1 protein-coding gene is annotated in these 1,220 nt (G+C 63.1%); it reads left to right on the top strand.

Annotated elements, in window-relative coordinates:
* Window positions 1-1,220 (top strand): RHS repeat-associated core domain-containing protein (locus FAZ21_RS20030; protein ID WP_136775192.1); only part of this gene is annotated, 1,220 nt, incomplete at both ends.

The raw sequence follows: 1,220 nt of genomic DNA, 5'->3' as shown, positions 1-1,220 counted from the left end.
GGCGAAGCTGGCTGCCGCGTCCAGTATCCCGAACCACGCCTCTACCAGTACAGCGGCAGCACCCGGCCCCAAGACGCCTATAACAGCGCCGTCAACCAATGGCGCCCCAAACTGAACGCCTGCCTGCCGCCATGGCAAAGCCAGGCCAACGGCTGGAACAGCTACCGCGCGCAGCATGCCGCCTGGGCCACCCAGCAACAGCAATACCAGACCGCCCTGGCGGACTACAACCAACGCCTGGCGCAATACAACACCGCCCAGGCGACCTACAACCAACAGCTGGCGCAATATCACACCGCGCTGGCCGCCTACAACCAGGCCGTCGCCGCCAGCCAACCGGTGCTCGACAGCGTGTGGACCTACGACGGCAGCGGCAACGTCCTCAGCATCACCGACGGCATCGATGCCAGCTACAACCGCAGCTTCGGCTACGACGGCCTGGATCGCCTCACCGTCGCCACCGCCCCCGCCGGCAACGGCTGGGGCAACGGCACCCTCCACTACGATGGCAACGGCAACCTCACCCGCCAGGCCTTCGGCAACTGGTCGATCGACTACGGCTACGACACCACCCAACAACTCAAAACCGTCAGCGGCGGCAGAAACTACCAACTCAGCTACGACAGCAGCGGCAACGTCACCAGCCGCGGCGACGGCCTGCTCTACCAATACGACGCCGCCGGCAACCTCAGATGGGCCAACAAAGGAGTTAGTAGCCAGATCGAATACCGCTACGACAGTGCCGGCACCCGCGTGCTCAGCCAGGGCAACGGCATCAACCGCCTCGAATTCACCGGCGCCGACGGCCTGCTGTATCAAGAGATCAACCTCACCACCGGCGCGGTCAAAGACTTCATTTACCACGGCCGCACCAAACTGGCCGATATCGAAGGCGCCACCACCACCTGGTACCACAGCGACCCCCTGGGCAGCCCCCTGGCGGCGACCGACCAGAATGGCCTCCTGCTCTGGCACACCCCTTATCACCCGTATGGAGCAGGGATCGTCGCGGCCACAGACAAGAACACCCAATGGTTCACCGGCAAACCCTATGAAAACAAAGTCGGGCTGTACTACTACGGCGCGCGGTGGTATGACCCGGTGCTGGGGCGGTTCATGGCGATGGACCCGGTGGATTGGAAGGCTTCCAACCCGATCCATAGCTTTGGGCGCTATACCTATGCCAATAACAATCCGCTGAGGTATGTTGATCCGGATGG

It is taken from the genome of Chitiniphilus eburneus, assembly GCF_005048205.1.
Taxonomy (GTDB): domain Bacteria; phylum Pseudomonadota; class Gammaproteobacteria; order Burkholderiales; family Chitinibacteraceae; genus Chitiniphilus; species Chitiniphilus eburneus.
Note: the sequence above shows the minus strand (reverse complement) of the source record. Positions and strands in the feature narration are given on the sequence as shown.